This window comes from Mesorhizobium sp. LNJC394B00 (genome assembly GCF_000502555.1).
Classification (GTDB): domain Bacteria; phylum Pseudomonadota; class Alphaproteobacteria; order Rhizobiales; family Rhizobiaceae; genus Mesorhizobium.
Genome location: NZ_AYWH01000007.1, coordinates 335,491 through 347,728, shown reverse-complemented (window position 1 = coordinate 347,728; position 12,238 = coordinate 335,491). Strand labels below are relative to the sequence as shown.

15 protein-coding genes are annotated in these 12,238 nt (G+C 63.2%); 7 read left to right on the top strand and 8 right to left on the bottom strand.

Going from position 1 to position 12,238, the window contains the following annotated elements; translation table 11 throughout:
• The first annotated feature begins 123 nt into the window (after window positions 1-123).
• The 6 genes from X751_RS141980 to X751_RS142005 are packed head-to-tail and all read left to right on the top strand — an operon-like array spanning window position 124 to window position 4,463.
• The gene (locus X751_RS141980; protein ID WP_023745640.1) at window positions 124-846 is read left to right on the top strand and encodes a GntR family transcriptional regulator; all 723 of its coding nucleotides are present in this window, start codon (window positions 124-126) and stop codon (window positions 844-846) included.
• A gap of 1 nt (window position 847) precedes the next feature.
• Window positions 848-1,336 carry a DUF3830 family protein gene (locus X751_RS141985; RefSeq protein ID WP_023667857.1) on the top strand — a complete coding sequence of 163 codons (489 nt, stop codon included), beginning with the start codon at window positions 848-850 and terminating at the stop codon, window positions 1,334-1,336.
• On the top strand, window positions 1,337-1,690 hold the full coding sequence (locus X751_RS141990; RefSeq protein WP_023667858.1) for a TIGR04076 family protein: 354 nt from the start codon (window positions 1,337-1,339) through the stop codon (window positions 1,688-1,690). It begins immediately after the preceding gene.
• A complete protein-coding gene (locus X751_RS141995) occupies window positions 1,687-2,742 on the top strand; it encodes an aldo/keto reductase (RefSeq protein WP_023745639.1) in 1,056 nt (351 codons plus the stop codon). Before X751_RS141990 ends, X751_RS141995 begins: the two co-directional genes overlap by 4 nt.
• Window positions 2,739-3,167, top strand: coding sequence for a hypothetical protein (locus tag X751_RS142000; RefSeq protein ID WP_023667860.1), 429 nt, complete (start codon window positions 2,739-2,741; stop codon window positions 3,165-3,167). The genes X751_RS141995 and X751_RS142000 overlap by 4 nt, the downstream gene beginning before the upstream one ends.
• A 36-nt stretch (window positions 3,168-3,203) precedes the next feature.
• Window positions 3,204-4,463 (top strand): ABC transporter substrate-binding protein, encoded by a 1,260-nt coding sequence (locus X751_RS142005; protein ID WP_023745638.1) that lies wholly within the window; start codon window positions 3,204-3,206, stop codon window positions 4,461-4,463.
• A gap of 81 nt (window positions 4,464-4,544) precedes the next feature.
• Here the strand turns inward: X751_RS142005 and X751_RS142010 are convergent, their stop codons facing one another.
• From X751_RS142010 to X751_RS142035, 6 genes are read right to left on the bottom strand one after another with little or no spacing between them, the layout of a single operon-like run.
• Window positions 4,545-5,567 carry a LacI family DNA-binding transcriptional regulator gene (locus X751_RS142010; RefSeq protein WP_023745637.1) on the bottom strand — a complete coding sequence of 341 codons (1,023 nt, stop codon included), beginning with the start codon at window positions 5,565-5,567 and terminating at the stop codon, window positions 4,545-4,547.
• Window positions 5,561-6,352, bottom strand: a complete 792-nt coding sequence (locus X751_RS142015) for a transporter substrate-binding domain-containing protein (protein WP_023667863.1) — start codon at window positions 6,350-6,352, stop codon at window positions 5,561-5,563. The genes X751_RS142010 and X751_RS142015 overlap by 7 nt, the downstream gene beginning before the upstream one ends.
• Before the next feature lie 17 nt (window positions 6,353-6,369).
• Window positions 6,370-7,290, bottom strand: a complete 921-nt coding sequence (locus X751_RS142020; protein ID WP_023714893.1) for an isoaspartyl peptidase/L-asparaginase — start codon at window positions 7,288-7,290, stop codon at window positions 6,370-6,372.
• Between the two features lie 2 nt (window positions 7,291-7,292).
• Window positions 7,293-8,027, bottom strand: a complete 735-nt coding sequence (locus X751_RS142025) for an amino acid ABC transporter ATP-binding protein (protein ID WP_023745636.1) — start codon at window positions 8,025-8,027, stop codon at window positions 7,293-7,295.
• 1 nt (window position 8,028) lies between these two features.
• Complete coding sequence (locus tag X751_RS142030; protein WP_023745635.1) at window positions 8,029-8,700, bottom strand: amino acid ABC transporter permease; 672 nt, start codon at window positions 8,698-8,700, stop codon at window positions 8,029-8,031.
• Window positions 8,700-9,371 carry an amino acid ABC transporter permease gene (locus tag X751_RS142035; protein WP_023745634.1) on the bottom strand — a complete coding sequence of 224 codons (672 nt, stop codon included), beginning with the start codon at window positions 9,369-9,371 and terminating at the stop codon, window positions 8,700-8,702. The genes X751_RS142030 and X751_RS142035 overlap by 1 nt, the downstream gene beginning before the upstream one ends.
• A gap of 178 nt (window positions 9,372-9,549) precedes the next feature.
• On the opposite strand from X751_RS142035, the gene X751_RS1000000167085 reads away from it, so the two are divergent.
• Window positions 9,550-9,708: a hypothetical protein gene (locus tag X751_RS1000000167085; protein WP_196814892.1), complete on the top strand. Its 159-nt coding sequence runs from the start codon at window positions 9,550-9,552 to the stop codon at window positions 9,706-9,708.
• A gap of 10 nt (window positions 9,709-9,718) precedes the next feature.
• Here X751_RS1000000167085 and X751_RS142045 read toward each other — a convergent pair whose 3' ends face one another.
• Both X751_RS142045 and X751_RS142050 read right to left on the bottom strand, forming a co-directional pair.
• A complete protein-coding gene (locus X751_RS142045; RefSeq protein WP_023745633.1) occupies window positions 9,719-10,828 on the bottom strand; it encodes an alcohol dehydrogenase family protein in 1,110 nt (369 codons plus the stop codon).
• A 9-nt stretch (window positions 10,829-10,837) separates the two neighbouring features.
• On the bottom strand, window positions 10,838-12,217 hold the full coding sequence (locus X751_RS142050; RefSeq protein WP_023735672.1) for an aspartate aminotransferase family protein: 1,380 nt from the start codon (window positions 12,215-12,217) through the stop codon (window positions 10,838-10,840).
• Window positions 12,218-12,238 lie beyond the last annotated feature (21 nt).

The window sequence follows — 12,238 nt, the reverse complement described above, 5'->3', positions numbered from 1 at the left end:
AAACCCTCTGGCCGAAGACGATCGTTGTCGCCTCCTGATTTTTGATTTGTGATCACACTTGCGTTGATCACGCTATTCGGCTTTAATTTCATTCGCAAGCCGAAAACGGGGCAAATGCCGGTAATGCAGAAGGCTGCCATCGACAAGAACAATGGGATGATCGCAGCCCAGCTTACGCCGGTCGGCCGCGAGACGGTGCAGGATCGCGTCTATTCCGAGTTGCGCCGTGCTCTGATCGGTGGCCTTTTCGAGCCGAACCAGGTGCTGACCATCCGCGGTCTTGCCGATGCGCTGGTCACCTCGACCATGCCGGTACGCGAAGCGCTCGGCCGGCTGATCACGGAAAAGGCACTGGAGGCGCTGCCCAACCGTTCCGTGCGCGTGCCGCCGATCACGCTGGAGCGCATCGACGACCTCCTGCGTGCCCGCTCACTCATCGAAGGCGAAGCGATCGCGCTTGCCGCCAGGCGCATGAGCCCGCGCCAGATCGCGTCGATCGAAGCCATGCTGGGCGAATGGGACGAGATGCGGGCCCTGAAGCACAAGAAGGATATCGATCGCGAAGCGACGCTCAACCAGAGCTTCCATTTTGAGATCTACCGCTGCTGCGGCTCGGCTGTGCTGATCCCGATGATCGAAAGCCTCTGGCTTCAATCGGGACCCTGCATCCGCGTCGCCATCTATGCCTTCTCCGAGGCCGGCGAGGTCGATACCGCGCACTATCACCGCGGCATTGTCGCGGCACTTGCCAAACAGGATGCGCAAGCGGCGCGCGAGGCGCTGGTAGCCGACATCAGCCGCCCCTTCGCCTTCCTGCGCGACAAACTTCAATCGGCGAAGGACTGACATGCCCAAGCCCGCCATCGGCATCACAGAACCACGCTCGAAGCTTTCCGTGACGGCGCTGCTATTGCCCGAAAAGGCGCCGGAGAATGCCGCCTTCCTGCTGGCGTATCTGGCGCAGCCACGCATCATCCCAGGCATCCATGCGATGTGGACAGGACCGGAAATCTCGTGCCCGGTTCCGTCAGCCGATCTCCACGGCCAGGCCTATGCCCAGTCTTTGCCACCGGAGAATGCAACGCTGACGCCGCAGCCCGGCGATATCGTGCTGTCCTATGTGCCGCCACGCGTGTGGGGCGGCAATCCCAATGCCATCTTCGATATCGGCCTGTACTACGGGCAGGGGGCGCGGCTGCTGTTCCCGATCGGCTGGCTGGCCGGCAGCGTGGTCGCGCAAGTGCTTGCCGGAGAGCGCGATCAGTTTGCCGCCGCCTGCGGCGTTATCCGCCGCAACGGCGCCTGTGACATCACCTTCAGCCTGGTGGAGGCCTGAATGGCCGACGACAGTTTCGAGCTCTTCGATCTGCGCGTCGAAGCGGTCATTCCCGAAGGCAAGCCGGTCTATTGCGGCGCCAGGGCCGGCGACTATTTCGAACTGAAGGGCGAAATGCTCTCGCTGCCGGCAGGGCAGGGTTTTTCGATCTATTCGATCTCGGCCGTGTTGCCGCTCCTGGCGGCAAAGCAGCGCCCGACGCATGCAAATGACTGGATGACCTCGGATGCCGAGATCGCCTGTCCCGATCCCAATTGCGCCAGCCGGCTCCGCATCGTCAGGCTTGCCAAGCGGCGGTTCAGCCATGCCGAAACCACGGCCGTGCCGCTGCCGAAGGAGACCGACAAGGGATGACCGCCAGGACCATCGAACTCAGCCCCGGCTATGCGATCTCGCGAGTCATCCGCGGTGGCTGGCAGCTTGCCGGCGGGCATGGCGCCGTCGACCGCAGCCAGGCGGTGACCGACCTCATCGCCACTTTCGATGCCGGCATCTGGACCTATGACTGCGCCGACATCTACACCGGCGTCGAGGAACTGATCGGCGCCGCGCGCCTGCGGCTGGCCGGCGAGCGCGGTCTCGATGTTGCGGCCAGGATGAAGGTGCACACCAAGCTGGTGCCGGACCTCGAACGACTGCCAGGCATCAGCCGCGACTACATCAGGGGCATCGTCGATCAGTCGCTTCGCAGGCTCAAGACCGAGCGGATCGACCTCGTGCAGTTTCACTGGTGGGATTATGACCAGCCTCGTTACGTCGAGGCGATGGGTTGGCTCGACGAGCTTCGGCTGGAAGGCAAGGTGCGCAATCTCGGCACCACCAATTTCGATACGCCGAGGCTAGCCGAAATCCTGTCCGCGGGCATCCCGCTGGTCAGCCAGCAACTGCAATATTCAGTGCTCGACCAGCGGCCGGCAAACAGCCTTGCGGGCCTTGCCGCTAAGAACGGTGTCCGCTTCCTCTGCTACGGCTCGGTGGCGGGCGGCTTCCTCAGCGACAAATGGCTTGGCGTGGCCGAGCCCTCCACGCCGCTCGAAAACCGCTCGCTGGTCAAATACAAGCTGATCATCGACGACTTCGGCGGCTGGGAGCTGTTCCAGTCCCTGCTCAAGGCGCTGAAAGCGGTCGGCGATCGCCACGGCGTCGACATCGCCACCATCGCCTCGGCATGGGTGCTCGAGCAGCCGCAGGTCGCGGCCGTCATTGTGGGTGCGCGCAACCAGGCACATGCGCTGGCCAATACGAAAATCATGGACGTCGCGCTCGACGCCGACGATCGCGCGCGGATTGCTGCCGCCATCGCACAAGGCACCGGCCTCGCGGGCGATGTCTACGCGCTGGAGCGCGACCGTCATGGCCGCCACGGCTCGATCATGCATTACAACCTCAATGCGGGGAAGAAATGAGCGGAGAGCCTTCCCTTTTTTCGCGTGCCAGCGCTGAAATCATCGACCTGCATCGCTTCTTCGTCGACTGGTTTGTCGCCGCGCGAGCCGACGCTGTGGAGTTCGGCCGCTTCGAGGCTGTCATGGGCGAAGGCCTCACCATGGTGGCGCCGAATGGCCAGATCCTCGATCGCGACGCGGTCGTAGATCATGTCCGGACAAGCCGCGCCACTTGCGACGACGGTTTTGCCATATCGATCGAGGACATCAGGCCGGGTTGGCAGGACGCGGACACGATCGTCATCTTCTACATCGAGGCGCAACTGCGCGCCGGCAAACACAGTCGCCGGCAGTCCAGTGCGGTCTTCACCACCAGTTCATCGGCACCAAACGGCGTCGAATGGCGGCATCTGCATGAGACCTGGCTGCAGGCGCCGGAAGGCTGAACAGGCAAAAGTTCAAACAAGAAAAGGGGAACGGCAATGAAGAAGACGATACTTCAAATCACCACAGCACTGGCTCTCGTGACGATGGCCGGCGCCGCACACGCAGCGGACTGCAAGATCACCGTCGGCCTGGTCATGGAGCTCACCGGTCCGGCCGGCGAATACGGACAGGCCGGCGCGAAGTCCGTCGAAATGGCCTTCCGCGACATCAATGAAGCCGGTGGCGTACGCGGCTGCGATCTCGCAGCCGACACGCGCGACAGCCAGAGCCAGGGCAATATCGCGGTCGATGCCGCGACCCAGCTGGTACAGGTCAAGAAGGTGCCGGTGATCATCGGCGGCATCATCTCCTCGGTGTCGATCCCGATTTTGACCTCGGTCACCGGGCCGGCCAAGATCGTGCAGGTGTCGCCGGCTTCGTCCTCGCCGACGCTGACCGCCCTTGGCCGCGACGGCAAGACCAACGGCATCTTCTTCCGCACCATCACGTCGGATGCGCTGCAAGGCGTGGCCGCCGCCAAATACGCCATCGACAAGGGCTTCAAGAAACTGTCGATCATCCATGTCAACAACGACTTCGGCGTCAACATGGTGGCCGAATTCTCGCGTGCCTACAAAGCGCTCGGCGGCACCATCGTCTCCGACACGCCCTATAATGAAAAGCAGTCGAGCTATGCTTCGGAAGTGACGGCGGCGATGGGAGGCGAGCCGGACGGACTCTACCTCGTCAGCACGCCGGTCGACGGCGCAACGGTCGCCCGCACCTGGATATCGCAGGGCGGCGTGCAGAAATTCCTGCTCAATGACGGCATGAACAGCCCGGACTTCATCGAATCCGTCGGCGCCGATTATCTGAAGGATGCCTATGGTACCTCTTCCGGCACCAGCCCGACGGCATCCACCGACTATTTCCTGAAAAACTACAAGGAGTTTTCGGGCATCGAACCGTCGAACCCGGCAGCCGACCGTTCCTATGATGCCGGCGCCATTGTCGGTCTCGCCATTGCCATTGCCGGCTCCGAGGATCCAGCCAAGATCAAGGATGCCATGTACAAGGCGGTCGATCCTGCCGGCACACCGATCTATGCCGGCAAGGACGAGTTCGCCAAGGCGCTCGGCCTGATCAAGGACGGCAAGCCGATCCGCTATGAAGGCGTCATCGGTCCGGTCAGCTTCGACAAATATGGCGACATCACCGGTCCGTTCCGGCTGTGGAAGATCGTCGACGGCAAGGTGACGACCGACGGTGAAATGACAACCGACGACGTCAACGCGCTCCAGGCGAAATTGCAGTAGGCGCCGGTACATTGTCCGGCGCGATCTCCGTTCGATCTCTGGGAGATCGACGCCGGACAAGCAGTCCAACATCGGCGCTAGTTACGCGGTCAAGCGCGAAATCAGCCGGGTCAATATAACGACAGGCGGCTGGCCGGGCATGAAGACCTGCGGATTGGAGAGGGCGCCGACGATATGACCCACATAGTCTGATTTGTCGTAGCCGATTGACGATATCGGGTAGGCGTCGAAATTGGTCAGGGACACATTGTCGAAGCCATAGAGGCGGAAGCGGCTGGGCCGGTCGTCGGGGAAATCCGCCCGGCAGACATCCAGAACACCCATGGCCATCGCGTCGGACGTACAAAAGACCGCATCGGGACAGCCGCGTCCCGTCAGGCCGGCGGCTGCCGCATAGCCCGACTCGTAGGAATAGTCTCCCTGGACCGTCTGCAGCAGTTCAATTCCATGATGCCGGAACGCTTCGAGGTAGTGGCCGATGCGCAGCTGTTCGACCCGCGAGGACGACCGGCCGGTCAGCAGGCTGGCCGTGCGCGCGCGCTTGGCCGCCGCATCCGCCACGGCCTCGGCGATGCCGACGCCTTCATCGGGAATGATTGTGGGTGACAGATCGTCATGCAGTCCGTTCAGCATGATGACCAGGTCCGAGCGAAACATGCGCCGCACCGTCGCTGCATCGGCAAAGTCGGAGAACACCACGGCGGCATCGACATGATAGGCAACGCCGTTGCGCAGAAAATCCTCGACCCCTTCCGCCGAGCCGATGCGGATGAGGATGACCTGCTTGCCGATCGACTGGATTGCGTCGAGCAGCCGGTCGAACAGGTCGAGATCTGAAAGGTCGTGAATGTGGTTGACCACGACGGCAACCAGATTGACGGTCTTGGTGGTCAGGCTTTGCGCCAGGAGATTGGGTTTGTAGCCGAGCTGCGCGGCGGCCTGCACGACACGTTCGCGTTTGTCCGCCGAGACCGGTCGCGGTCCGCTCGACAGCGCACGGCTCGCCGCGGCACGCGACACGCCTGCCAGCCGCGCGACATCGGCGATCGTTGCGACGGCGCCTCGAGTGTGCGCCGATCGGTTGCCGGTAGTGGGTGTCACCACAGCGGGTTGAGCGCCGGCGGGTTGGAGCCCGGCCCCCACCACTTCTTGTAGGTCGCCTCGTAGGTGCCCGACTGGATGAAGTCGGACACGAACATGTCGAGCCAGCGGACGAATTCGGGATCGCCCTTGGCGACCGCGATGCCGATCGGATCGTTGGAATAGAGGCCAGGCAGCGTCACCAGGCTCGGTGTCTTGGTTGCGAGGTAATCGAGCAGTGAGGAATCCTCGATCGCCGCATCGACGCGCTTCTGTTGCAGCTGCAGAACCCCGTCGGGCGCGAACTGGTCGACATAAACGAGCTCTGCGTCCGGCACGGCTGCCTTGAGGAAGGTTTCGCCCGTGGTGCCGCGGCCGACGACAACCTTCTTGCCGGCGAGCCCCTTGAGGTCGGTTATCCCGGCATCCTTCTGGACGATGACGCGCAGCCCGGCCCGGTTGTAGGGGATGGTGAAGTTGACGGTCTTGGCCCGCTCGAGCGTTGCCGAGGTGTTTGCGACCGCGACATCGATCTGTCCCGACACCAGCATGGAAATACGCGCATCGCCCGAGACGTCGACGAACTCGACCGGCACGCCGAGCTTTTGCGCCAGCAGCGTCGCGACATCGACATCGTAGCCGACAGGGTTGTTTTGTGCATCCCGAAAGCCGATCGGCTCGCCGCCGAGCGATACGCCGATGCGAATGGTGCCGCGTGAGCGGATGTCGTCAATCATGCCGGCAAGGGCTGGAAATGCCGAACCGGCCACGATGGCCAGCGCGGCGAAGGCACGCAGTACGGTTTTCATGGTTCCTCTCCTTATTTTCAAGTGACGCGTCTTGCCGCCCGCAATTCGGGTGCGGACATAGAATCCTTCCAGAGCCAGTAGCGGACCTCGCCCTCGCATCTGAAATTCACCACCTCGTGGTTCTGCTCGGCGTCCACGGCGTGGATGACCACTCCGGCCAGGAAGCCGGTGTCGAGTTCAGCCAGTTCCTCGACCGCCAGCGCGACCGCATCCGACAGGGATCGGCCAAGCTTCATGGCCAGCACGACGGTCCGTGCGGTCGCGCAACGCATCGTCATCTCGCCGGTGTGGGTGCACGCCGCCGCACCATAGCGGCTGTCGGCGTAAAAGCCTGCGCCGGGAATGGGAGAATCGCCGAGCCGGCCCGGATATTTCCAGGCCCAGCCCGAGGTCGAAGTCGCGGCATGGATGCCGCGCCGCGCATCCGCCGACAGGAAGACGGTGGTGTCGCGGACCCGCTCGGGATCGGTGATAGTACGGCTGAGCGGCGCCAGATCGATATCGGGGAATTTCGCCAGCTGTTGCGGTGTGAGTTCCTGTTGCAGCCGCACCCACCAGACGCGCTTGCTGTCCTCGAACAAGACTTCGTCTTCGGCAAAACCGATTTCGCTGGCAAAGCGCCGCGCCCCTTCGCCGGTCAGCATCACATGCGGCAGGCGCTTCATTACCTGCTGCGCCAGGGCAGCGACCGCCAAGGTCCTTGGCACGGCGCCGACTGAACCGACCTCTCTTGTATTGCCGTCCATGACGCCGGCGTCGAACTCCATCTCGCCCAGCATGTTCGGCCAGCCGCCATAACCGACGCTGCGAACCTTGACCTCTTTCTCCACCATGCCGATGCCGGCAACCATCGCGTCCAGGCTGACGGCGCCATCGCGCAGCATTTGCACCGAGGTTTCGAATCCCGGCCATGCTTCGTTGTTGGCTAACAGCAGCATTCCTAGTCCTTGCGCATCTTGGAGAGAAACTGCGCAACCCGCGGCTGCGCCCGGCCGCCGTCCGCGGCGAAGAAACGATCCGTCGGCAGATCGACCACCAGCCTGCCCTTGTCGAGGAAGACGATGCGGTTGGAAATCTCGCGCGCGAATTCGATTTCGTGGGTGACGAACAGCATCGTCGTGCCTTGCGCGGCGAGCTTTGCCAGGATGGCCAGCACCTCGGAAGTCATTTCCGGGTCGAGCGCGCTGGTCACTTCATCGAGCAGCAGATAGCGCGGCTGCATGGCGAGCGCCCGGCAGATGCCGACACGCTGGCGCTGCCCGCCCGACAACTGCGCCGGGTAGGCGTTGGCCCGATCGGCGAGGCCGACGGACTCGAGCAGCTGGCGCGCCAGCGCCTCGGCCTCAGGGCGCGGCATCTTCAGCACCTCGATCGGGGCGAGCGTAATGTTCTGAAGCGCGCTCATATGCGGATAGAGGTTGAACAGCTGGAAGACGGTGCCTGAGCGCTTGCGCGCCTCGGCCAGCTCCTTCGGCTTGCTGACATCGAAATCGTCGACCGTGATGCGGCCCGACTTCAGCATTTCGAGGCCGTTGATGCAACGGATCAGTGTCGACTTGCCGGACCCCGACGACCCGAGGATCGAGACCACTTCGCCGGGCGCGATCGTCAGGTCGACGCCGTCCAGCACAGTGACCTCGCCGAACGCTTTGTGCACGTTTTCGATCTTGAGCATGTTAAAGCCCCCGCCAGGCGCTGTGCGCCCGCAGGCGGTTTTCAAGACGCTCGCCAAGCAGGGCGACCAGCTTTGCCGCGCCATAGTAGAGCAGCCCGACGGCGGTCCAGACCACGAACGGCTTCAAGGTTCGCATGTTGAGGATGTGGCCAATCTTGGTCAGGTCGACGACGCCGATGACAGAAATCAGCGACGTCACCTGAAGCTGGTTGACCAGCAGCGCGACGAGCGGGCCGACCGCGAAGGCGGCAGCCTGGGGCGAAACGATATGGCGCAGGACCTGCCACCGGGTCAGGCCGAAGACACGCGCGGCCTCGACCTGCTCGCGTTCGATCGACTCGATCGCCGAGACCGCGATGACATAGACGAATGCCGCGGTGTTCGCCGACAGAGTGATGGTCGCTGCGGTGACCGGCGTCACCCTTATATGCAACAGCGCCGGCAGGCCGAAGAACACCAGGAACAGCTGCACCAACACCGGCGAGTTCTTCAACAGCTCCGACAGGAAGGTGACGACCTGGGCCAGAACCGGCACACGGTAGAACCGCACCAACGCCCAGCTCAGGCCAATCAGCAGTCCGATCAGAGAGGTGACGAGAAACAGCGCGATGTTGGTGCCGAGACCTTGCGCCAGCAGGATCAGGTCGTAGGAGGTGAAGTCGCTGAACCGCATCAGTCGACCGCCTCCATCATGTCCCGATTGAGATGGCGGTGGAGCAGGGTGACGCCCAGCGAGACCAGATAGGTCAGGGCCGCATAGGCACAGAGCAGCACCACATAGACCTCGAAGGGCCGATAGGTCTGCGAGACGACGATCTGGGCTGAGCCGGTGAGCTCGTTGAGCGTGATGGTCGAGAGGATCGAGGACGTAAGGATCATGTTGATGAGCACGGATCCGAGCGGTCGCACGGAGGTGCGCAGCGCAATCGGCAGCACGATGCGGGTGAAGATCTTGCGCCTGGACAGGCCGCTCACTTCAGCGGCGTCGATGATGCCCTGGTCGATGGCGAGGATGCCGGCGCGAATGATGTCGGAGGCATAGGCGCCGCCGGCAATCGAAAGCGCCACGACGCCGGTGGTGAAGGCATCGATGTAAATGCCGAGCTCGGGCAGGCCGTAATAGAAGAAGAACAGCTGGACGATGAACGGCACATTGCGGAAGAGATCGACATAGACGAAGGCGATCCGTCGAAGCAGTGCCGAGGCGGAGGTGCGTGCGATCGCCACCAACGCGCCCATGAAGACGCTTCCTACCAGCGACAGCGCGCAAGCCGCGGCCGTGAGTTCGGCGCCGCGCGCCAGAAAACCCAGATGCGGGAGCAGAGTGGACAGATCGAAATGCACCGGCGGTCCCCAGTGAAACCGGTTTCACTCTTTTGGCTTTCGCCTCGTCTGTCAAGATGCAGGGTCTGGTTGCCGGCCTGTGGATTGCATTCGTTGCGATGATTCCGGTTCGCCTCATGCGCGCTATGTCTCAAGCGCCGACAATTCGCCGCCGGCTTTCAACTCGACGACGCCGCCTATGCCAGCCGCGCGTCGCTGCGATGGCGGCTGGGGCGGCGCCCTCGGTTTTGCCGATCCCGGCGCCGGTGTCGGATTCGGCTACGTCACCAACCGCATGCTGGGTTTCGACGACTCCACGCCGCAAGGTGTTGATGATGCCGTTTACGACGAGCTCTGACGTAGGGGCGTTATGTGCGGATATTCGGGTTCCACATGGCGTCCGGCACGATCACCAGCTTGCCAACGAAGTCCTTGGCAACAAAGTCTGCCTGCGCCTTGTGAAAATCGGAGAGCCTGTAGACGCCGCCGACCAGCGGCCGGATTTTCTTCGCTTCGATGTATCCAATGATGCGGCGGAAGTCGGCGCGCGTGCCCTGGCTCGATCCGTGCAGTTGCAGCTGCTTGAGATACATGGTCCTGAGATCGAGCTGCACGACCGGGCCGGCGATGGCGCCGGCGGTGGTGTAGCGGCCTTCAGGTCGCAGGATGCGCAGCAGGTCGTTGAAGATCGCGCCGCCGACGAGATCAGCGACCACATCGATCGGCTGGTCGCCAGTGGCTTCATTCACGGCGGCGGGAAGATCGGCAACCCCACGGGTAATGACCGCTTCGGCGCCGATGTCGCGCACCGCCTGCTCCTTGCCCTTGCCGACGACCGCATAGGGAATGGCGCCGCGCGCCCGCGCCAGCTGCACGATGCCGGAACCGACGCCGCCTGAGGCGCCGGTGACCAGCACGCGTTCGCCGGCTTTCAGCCCGGCGCGCTCCAGCATCTGTTCGCCGGTGAGGTAGGCGCAGCAGAAGGTGGCGAGTTCGACGTCGCTCATGTCAGTATCGACGAAATGCGCATTCTCGCCCGGCACCGTCTGGTACTCGGCGTACCCGCCGTCGCGACCGTGGCCCATATAGTCAATGTCGGCGAGGGAATCGTCGTCGCGGTTGTAGATCGAAAAATCGACCATTACCCGTTCGCCGATACGGCCCGGGGAAACGCCTTCGCCGACGGCAGCGATGGTGCCGACCGTGTCGGTGCCCTGGATGCGCGGGAAGGTAAGCGTGTTGCCTTGCCGCCGCCACGTCGACACGGCGGCAGCGTCCTCCTCCGTGCCATAGGCGCCCTGGCGTACCCAGACATCGGTGTTGTTCATACCGCAAGCGCTGACCTTAACCAGCACCTCGCCGGCGGCAGGCACAGGCACTTTCACATCGCTGCGATAGACGAGCTTTTCCGGTCCGCCATGCCCGGTGAGCAGCACGGCGGCCATGGTGGCGGGGAGGGTCTTGGTCATGGCATTCATGGGTCGATCTCAGAGATTGGAAAACACGCTGTTGACGGCATCGGCGGTTTTCGAAACGACGATGTCGGCTTCCTCATGCGTCAGGCAGAGCGGCGGCGCGAAGCCTAGTATGTCGCCCTGCGGCATGGCGCGGCCGATGACGCCGCTGGCGGCAAGTGCTGTCGCCACTTGCGGCCCGATCTTGAGCGAGGCGTCGAAGAACACCCGGTCGTCCTTGTCGGCGACAAATTCGACCGCCGCCAGCATGCCATCGCCGCGCACGTCGCCGACGTGTCTGTGCCCGCCGACAGCCTTTGTCAGTTCGGCGCGGAAATAAGCGCCGGTCTCACCGGCGTTCGTCACCAGGTCCAGTTCGTCGATCAGTTCGAGATTGGCGACACCTGCGGCGACGCAGATCGGATGCGCGGCATAGGTCCAGCCATGGCCGAGCGAACCGAGCTTGTCGGAGCCCTGCACCAGCACCTGCCACATCTTGTCGGCAACGATGACGCCCGACAGCGGTGCATAGGCCGAGGTCAGCCCCTTGGCGATGGTGATGAGGTCTGGCTTGATGCCGTAATGGTCGGAGCCGAACATGGTGCCCAGACGGCCGAAGCCCGTCACCACCTCGTCGGCGACCAGCAGCACGTCATACTTCTTCAGCACCGCCTGGATCTTCTCCCAGTAGCCGGCCGGCGGCGGCACGATGCCGCCAGTACCGAGGATCGGCTCGCCGATGAAGGCGGCGACGGTTTCGGGACCTTCGGCCAGGATCATCTCTTCAAGCTTGTCGGCGCAATGCTGCGAGAACTGCTCCTCGCTCATCGAGCGGTCGGCGCGACGGAAATAATAGGGCGCCTCCGTGTGCAGGACCGGCGCGCGCGGCAGGTCGAAAGCGTTGTGGAACAGGTCGAGCCCGGTCAGTGATCCCGTCATCACGCCCGAGCCGTGATAGCCGCGCCAGCGCGAGATGATCTTCTTCTTCTCCGGCCGTCCCAGCACATTGTTGTAGTACCAGATCAGCTTGATGTTGGTCTCGTTGGCATCCGAACCCGAGAGGCCGAAATAGACCCTCGACATGCCCTTCGGCGCGCGGTCGATGATCATCTTGGCCAGCGTGATCGAGGCCTCGGTCCCGTGGCCGACATAGGCGTGGTAGTAGGCGAGGTTCTTCGCCTGGGTGGCGATCGCGTCGGCGATCTTCTGGCGGCCATAGCCGACATTGACGCAATAGAGACCGGCAAAGGCATCGATGCTCTTCCTGCCATTGTTGTCCCAGACGGTGACGCCTTCGCCGCCGGCCATGATGCGGGTCGGCGATTCACCCCGCGCATGCGTGCCCATATGGGTCGAAGGATGGAAGAAGTGGTCGCGATCCCAGGCATTGAGTTCGTTGGATTGGTCGAGCATTTTTTGATTCCTTGAGGGATG

Excerpts from the sequence above, each read along its gene's own strand:
- X751_RS141990 (WP_023667858.1), top strand. The coding sequence starts at position 1,337 with ATGGCCGACGACAGTTTCGAGCTCTTCGATCTGCGCGTCGAAGCGGTC.
- X751_RS142030 (WP_023745635.1), bottom strand. The coding sequence starts at position 8,700 with ATGCGGTTCAGCGACTTCACCTCCTACGACCTGATCCTGCTGGCGCAA.
- X751_RS142000 (WP_023667860.1), top strand. The coding sequence starts at position 2,739 with ATGAGCGGAGAGCCTTCCCTTTTTTCGCGTGCCAGCGCTGAAATCATC.
- X751_RS142015 (WP_023667863.1), bottom strand. The coding sequence starts at position 6,352 with ATGAAAACCGTACTGCGTGCCTTCGCCGCGCTGGCCATCGTGGCCGGT.
- X751_RS141995 (WP_023745639.1), top strand. The coding sequence starts at position 1,687 with ATGACCGCCAGGACCATCGAACTCAGCCCCGGCTATGCGATCTCGCGA.
- X751_RS141980 (WP_023745640.1), top strand. The coding sequence starts at position 124 with ATGCAGAAGGCTGCCATCGACAAGAACAATGGGATGATCGCAGCCCAG.
- X751_RS142005 (WP_023745638.1), top strand. The coding sequence starts at position 3,204 with ATGAAGAAGACGATACTTCAAATCACCACAGCACTGGCTCTCGTGACG.
- X751_RS1000000167085 (WP_196814892.1), top strand. The coding sequence starts at position 9,550 with ATGCCAGCCGCGCGTCGCTGCGATGGCGGCTGGGGCGGCGCCCTCGGT.
- X751_RS142025 (WP_023745636.1), bottom strand. The coding sequence starts at position 8,027 with ATGCTCAAGATCGAAAACGTGCACAAAGCGTTCGGCGAGGTCACTGTG.
- X751_RS142020 (WP_023714893.1), bottom strand. The coding sequence starts at position 7,290 with ATGCTGCTGTTAGCCAACAACGAAGCATGGCCGGGATTCGAAACCTCG.
- X751_RS141985 (WP_023667857.1), top strand. The coding sequence starts at position 848 with ATGCCCAAGCCCGCCATCGGCATCACAGAACCACGCTCGAAGCTTTCC.
- X751_RS142045 (WP_023745633.1), bottom strand. The coding sequence starts at position 10,828 with ATGAATGCCATGACCAAGACCCTCCCCGCCACCATGGCCGCCGTGCTG.
- X751_RS142050 (WP_023735672.1), bottom strand. The coding sequence starts at position 12,217 with ATGCTCGACCAATCCAACGAACTCAATGCCTGGGATCGCGACCACTTC.